Here is a 6,217-nt window from a genome sequence, read left to right on the forward strand (position 1 = left end):
GGCCAGCCGCAGCCGGGCCCGTCCTACCCTTCCGGCCCCGGCTTTGCGAACGACCCGGCGCACGCCCCCAAGCGCAAGGCGGCATTCGGCGTCCCCACCCTCGTGGCCAGCATCGTGGCCGCCGGCCTGATCGGCGGCGGCGTGGTGGCCGGCAGCAACGCCCTGCTGGGCGACCGCCTTTCCCCGTCCGCCGCGAGCAACACGAGCCAGGCCGGTCCGGTGATCGTCAACAACAGGGAAGATGTCAACGCCATCAGCGCCGCCGCCCTCAAGGCTTCCCCCAGTGTGGTGACCATCAAAGCGACCAGCGGCAGCGACGGCGGCACCGGCAGCGGGATCATCCTCGACACCCAGGGCCATGTGCTGACCAACACCCACGTGGTGACGCTCGACGGCAAGGCCGCGAACGCCACCATGGAGGTCCGGACGAGCGACGGCAAGGTCTACTCCGCGAAGATCGTCGGTACCGACCCGCTTTCCGACCTCGCCGTGATCAAGATCGACAACCCCTCGGGACTGGTCCCGGCAACTCTCGGTGACTCGGGCAAGCTGAACGTCGGTGACACCGCCGTCGCCATTGGATCGCCGCTGGGACTCACCGGCACAGTCACCGACGGCATCGTCTCAACCCTGAACCGGACCATCAGCGTGGCATCCTCGGCTGCGCCGAAGGGCGGTGCGGACAACTCCCAGGGCGGCGACCAGGGCTTCCAGTTCGCGCCCCCCGGCGGCGGCGAGACTCCGAGCACCGCGGATCAGGGATCCATCTCGATCAACGTCATCCAGACGGACGCGGCCATCAACCCGGGTAACTCCGGCGGCGCGCTGGTGAACACCAAGGGCGAAATCATCGGCGTCAACGTCGCGATCGCCTCCGCCGGCGGCGACGCGGCCAGCGGAAGCAGCAGCGGCAACATCGGCGTGGGCTTCAGCATCCCCATCAACAACGCCAAGCGCGTGGCCCAGGAGATCATCAGCGCCGGCAAAGCCACCCACGGGCAGTTCGGCGTCAGCGTGAAGCCCAAGGCCGCAGGCTCGTCCTCCTCCGGGTTCTCGGTGGGCGCGGAGGTCGCGACCGTCGAGTCCGGCTCGGCCGCAGACAAGGCCGGCATCAAGGTCGGCGACGTCGTGACGAAGTTCCAGAACCTGACCATCAGCGATCCCAACCAGCTGACCGCGGCGGTGCGGGAACAGGCCGCCGGGGCCACGGTCAAGGTGACGGTGCTGCGCGGCGGCCAGCTCAAGGACGTCGACGTGACGCTCGGCGCCGCAGCCGAGCAGTAGAGCTGGGCGACAGCAAACAGCGCAACTGTAAATCAAGGCAGCAGCAAACAGGCCGGGCGGCACCGCAAAGGTGCGGCCCGGCCTCTGCCGTCCCGGGCCAGTTCACTGACACAGACCTTAACCCTGGCCGCGCTGCCCGGCGGCTATATGGTTAGCTAGGAACAGCCCGGCTGCCGGGCATTCCGTGGCCATGACCCCGTCAGGGGCGGCTGTCCACCCGCATGGAAGGCTGCTGTAGACACAGTGGAAGAAACTCTGAAAATCATTGTGCTGGTCAAGCACGTCCCGGATGCGCAGTTCGACCGCCACCTCACAGGTGAGGCCAACACGGTGGACCGCTCCGAAAGCATCCTGTCCGAACTGGATGAATACGCACTGGAAGCTGCGCTGCAGCTGACCGAGGCCCGCGGCGGAGAAGCGGCCGGCAACAAGGTCATTGCGCTGAGCATGGGCCCGGCCGGGGCAGTCAATGCGGTGAAGAAGTCCCTCCAGATCGGCGCCACGGAAGGCGTGCACCTCAGCGATGAGGCCCTGGCCGGTTCGGATGCCGCAGCCACGTCGCTGGCGCTGGCCGCCGCGATCCGCCACTTGGGCGCGGACGTCCCCGCGGACCTCATCCTCACCGGAATGGCCTCCACGGACGGCGAGACCTCGCTGGTCCCGGCACAGCTCGCTGAGCGGCTGGGCCTCCCACAGGTAACCTTCGCCGCGTCCCTGGAGCTCGACGCCGGCAAGCTCACCGCCCGCCGCGACGGCGACACCCACGCGGACACCATCGAGGCCACACTGCCGGCCGTCGTTTCCGTCACCGACCAGATCAATGATCCGCGGTACCCGAACTTCAAGGGCATCATGGCGGCAAAGAAGAAAACCATCACCACCTTGAGCCTTGCCGACATCGGCGTGGACGCGGCCCAGGTGGGCCAGTCCGGCTCCTGGACCGCCGTCGAGACCGCAGAGGCCCGGCCGCCGCGGACGGCCGGCACCATCATCACCGACGAAGGCGACGCCGGCATCCAGCTGGTCGAGTTCCTGGCCGCCCAGAAGCTGCTCTAAAGGGGATTATCCGAACATGGCAAAAGTACTCGTTTTCATCGACAACCCCGGTGCGGCGCTGAAGAAGTCGAGCCTGGAACTGCTCACCATCGCCCGGTCCCTGGGCGAGACTGTCGCCGCCGTCAACGGCGAACTGCACGACGACGCCGCCTCGACCCTGGCCGCGTACGGCGCCCAGGCACTGTACCGCCCGTCCGCCACGGACCTCGACGACTACCTCGTCGGACCCAAGGCGGCGTTCCTGGCCGCGGCCGCGGCCGCCGCCGGTGCGGGCGTGGTCCTGGCCGAGAACTCGGCCGAGGGCAAAGAAATCGCCGCCCGGCTCGGCATCAGGCTCGGCGCCGGCGTCATCACCGACGTCGTGGCCGTGGACCCCGACGGAACGGCGCACAAGTCGGTCCTGGCCGGGTCCTACACCAGCGCCGCGAAGGCGGTGACACCCGTTTCCGTGCTGACCGTGAAGCCCAACAGCATCGCGCCCGAGCCCGCGGTCACCGGCACGGCGCCGGAGAGCATCACTGTCCAGGTCCCTGACGTGACCGCAGCTGCCGCCCGGGTTACGGCGCGCACCGACAAGCCTGCCAGCGGACGCCCCGATCTGTCCGAGGCGCGGATCGTCGTGGCCGGCGGCCGTGGCGTGGACGGCAACTTTGGTCCGCTGGAGGAACTCGCCGATGCCCTCGGCGCGGCCATCGGAGCCTCGCGGGCTGCCACGGACGCCGGCTGGATCGGCCACGACGCGCAGATCGGCCAGACCGGCAAGACCGTCGCGCCGCAGCTCTACATCTCCGCGGGCATTTCCGGAGCCATCCAGCAGAAGGCAGGCATGCAGACCGCGAAGGTGATCGTGGCCGTGAACAAGGACGCCGAATCGCCGGTTTTCGAGATCGCGGACTTCGGCATTGTGGGCGACCTCTTCCAGGTACTGCCGCAGGCCACCGCCGAAATCAAGAAGCGCAGAGGCTGACCGCATGACCACCACCGCCGTCCCGGCACAAAGCCCGTTCGACCCGGAGACCACCCGGATTGAGCGGGTGCTTTGTTTCACGGCCCACCCGGACGACATCGATTTCGGCGCAGCCGGCACGGTTGCAGCCTGGACCGCCGCCGGAGTCCAGGTCAGCTACTGCATTATGACCGACGGCGACGCCGGCGGCTTTGATCCGGAGCAGCGCGAGGAAATTGTGCGGCTGCGGGTTGCCGAGCAGCAGCGCGCCGCCGCCCTGGTCGGCGTCACGGACATCCATTACCTGCACCAGTGTGACGGCTACCTCGAACCCTCGCATGAGGTGATGCGCGAGGTGGTGCGCCTGATCCGGCAGCTTCGGCCCGACGTCGTGCTCTCCATGCATCCGGAGCGCAACTGGAACCGGATCCAGAAGAGCCATCCGGATCATCTGGCTGTGGGGGAGGCGGTGACCCGTGCCGTGTACCCCGCGCTGGAAAACCCGTTCGCGTACCCTGAACTGGCCGAGTCCGGGCTGGAGGCCTACAAATTGCCCTGGCTGTGGCTCTTCGCCGGGCCGGAAGAGCGCGAAAACCACTTCGTGGACGTCACCGGGCATGTGGAGAGCAAGCTGGCCGCCATCCACATCCACGTCAGCCAGCACCCCGACGTCGACGCCATGGAGCGCACGGTCCGCGCCCTCATGCTCGGCACCGGGGCCCGCGCCGGACTTCCCGCCGGGCGCAGCGCCGAGGCCTTCCATGTCGTAACAGTCAACGGCCAGGGGACCATCGCCGGTTTCTAGTGTTGCTGCAGCACAACCTCTGCCATATGCTGGCCTCTGTTTAAATCATATTTATTTGATGGAAGGCAGACTTTGATGGCGAAGACTGCGCAACACCCCGTTCTTGTGATCATGGGCGTCTCCGGATCCGGCAAATCAACTGTCGCGGGACTTCTGGCCGGCAGGCTGGGCTGGGACCTCGCCGAAGGCGACGACCTGCACCCCGAATCAAACGTGGCAAAGATGCACGCAGGACAGCCGCTGACCGACGAGGACCGGTGGCCCTGGCTCGAAAGCATTGCCGACTGGATCCGGGCCCACACCGGGGCCGGGAATCCCGGCGTCGTGACCTGTTCGGCGCTGAAGAAGCGCTACCGGGACGTCCTGCGCGGCGAAGGGGTGGTTTTCGTGTTCCTCGAGGGATCACGGGACAAGATCTCCGACCGGCTGGCCTCCCGCCACGGGCACTTCATGCCCCCGGCCCTGCTGGAGTCCCAGTTCGACGCGCTCGAAGCCCCCACGGCAGACGAAAACTTCATCTCCCTGTCCGTCTCCGCAACGCCGGCGGAAGAAGCACAGGAAATCATCACCCGACTTAATCTCGACGCCGCCGACGCCAGGCCCTGAGCCTTCCCGCGTTTCGCCGCGACCAAGGAATTTTTTGTGAAATCACTGATAGCAATGCAGCTTCCGGCTGCCGTTGAGGCCGGGACCGGCGTCAATACCCAACTACTGATCATCGCGGGTCTGGGCATCGCCCTGCTCGTGGTCCTGATCGCCAAATTCAAGTTCCACCCCTTCCTGGCCCTGATTCTGGGGTCAGGATTCGTCGGCCTCGCCGCCGGTGTGGAACCGGCCAAGGTGATCATCAACTTCGAGGACGGCGTGGGCGGCGTCCTGAAGGAAGTCGGTCTGCTGGTCGCCCTCGGCGCGATGCTGGGCAAGCTGCTCGCGGACTCCGGCGGCGCCAACCGGGTGGTCGACACCCTCCTGGCAAAGGCCACCGGAAACAAGCTGGTCTGGTCCATCACGCTCGTAGCCGTGATCATCGGCCTGCCGATGTTCTTCGAGATCGGGCTCGTCCTGCTGCTGCCGGTGATCGTCCTGGTCACGCAGCGCTCCAAGATGCCCCTGATGCGCATCGCCATCCCGGCGCTGGCCGGCCTGTCCGTGCTGCACGGGCTGGTGCCGCCGCACCCGGGACCGCTGATCGCGATCAGCGCCGTCAAGGCTGAACTGGGCACCACCCTGGCCCTCGGCATCCTCATCGCCGTCCCCACGGTGATTATCTGCGGCCCGCTCTTCTCCCGTCTGGCGGCCCGGTGGGTCCCGGTGGGTGCCCCCGCCGTCGCCGGCGGCGTCGACACCGTGCACGGCGCGGACATGGAGGGCGTCAAGCGCCCGCCGAACTTCACCGTCACGCTGATGACCATCCTCTTCCCGGTGGTCCTCATGCTGCTCAGGGCCGTTGTGGACATCATCTGGCCGGACCCCAAGACGGCCCCCGCGATCCGGATGTTCTTCGACTTCGTCGGGCAGCCGCTGGTGGCGATGACCCTGGCCGTCCTGCTGGCCATGGTGACTTTCGGCTACGCCGTGGGCCTCAACGGCGCCAAGATTACGAGCAAGATCGCTGCCAGCCTGGGCCCGATCGCGGGGATCATCCTGATTGTCGGCGCAGGTGGCGGCTTCAAGCAGACGCTGATTGGTGCCGGCGTGGGAGACTCCGTGAAGGCCTGGGCCGAGGGGACCAACATGTCCGTGCTGGTGCTCGGCTTCATCGTGGCCGTTGCCCTGCGCCTGGCGACAGGCTCGGCCACCGTCGCCACCGTGACGGCCGCCGGCATCGTGGCACCGCTGGCCAGTTCGCTGTCGCCGACGCACGCCGCCCTCCTGGCCCTCGCGATCGGGGCGGGCTCGCTGTTCTTCTCGCACGTGAACGACGCCGGGTTCTGGCTCGTCAAGGAGCTATTCGGACTCACGGTGGGCCAGACCTTCAAGACGTGGTCCGTCATGGAAACCCTGATCTCCGTGGTGAGCTTCGGCCTGGTCATGCTGCTCTCGCTGGTCATTTAGCCGGGCGGGAAGCCGGCCCGGCGGGACGTCCGCCGGTCGGTCCGTCCGCCGGTCACAACACAAAGCCGCCC

General features: G+C 67.4%; 6 protein-coding genes. All 6 read left to right on the forward strand.

The features are described 5' to 3' along the window. The coding region (locus tag Y706_RS26665) for a S1C family serine protease (protein ID WP_043436602.1) at positions 1 to 1,284 on the forward strand (1,284 nt) is incomplete at its 5' end. 255 nt (positions 1,285 to 1,539) lie between these two features. Next, positions 1,540 to 2,340 (forward strand): electron transfer flavoprotein subunit beta/FixA family protein, encoded by an 801-nt coding sequence (locus tag Y706_RS0119885; protein ID WP_028277963.1) that lies wholly within the window; start codon positions 1,540 to 1,542, stop codon positions 2,338 to 2,340. Between the two features lie 16 nt (positions 2,341 to 2,356). Further along, entirely contained in the window at positions 2,357 to 3,307 is a 951-nt protein-coding gene (locus Y706_RS0119890) for an electron transfer flavoprotein subunit alpha/FixB family protein (RefSeq protein WP_028277964.1), read from the forward strand. Between the two features lie 4 nt (positions 3,308 to 3,311). Next, the gene (locus tag Y706_RS0119895; protein ID WP_028277965.1) at positions 3,312 to 4,091 is read left to right on the forward strand and encodes a PIG-L deacetylase family protein; all 780 of its coding nucleotides are present in this window, start codon (positions 3,312 to 3,314) and stop codon (positions 4,089 to 4,091) included. Positions 4,092 to 4,166: 75 nt separating this feature from the next. Continuing rightward, entirely contained in the window at positions 4,167 to 4,697 is a 531-nt protein-coding gene (locus tag Y706_RS0119900; protein ID WP_028277966.1) for a gluconokinase, read from the forward strand. Between the two features lie 54 nt (positions 4,698 to 4,751). After that, entirely contained in the window at positions 4,752 to 6,146 is a 1,395-nt protein-coding gene (locus Y706_RS0119905; RefSeq protein WP_028277967.1) for a GntT/GntP/DsdX family permease, read from the forward strand. Positions 6,147 to 6,217: the final 71 nt, after the last annotated feature.

It is taken from the genome of Arthrobacter sp. I3 (assembly GCF_000520575.1).
GTDB classification, from domain to species: Bacteria; Actinomycetota; Actinomycetes; order Actinomycetales; family Micrococcaceae; genus Arthrobacter; species Arthrobacter humicola_A.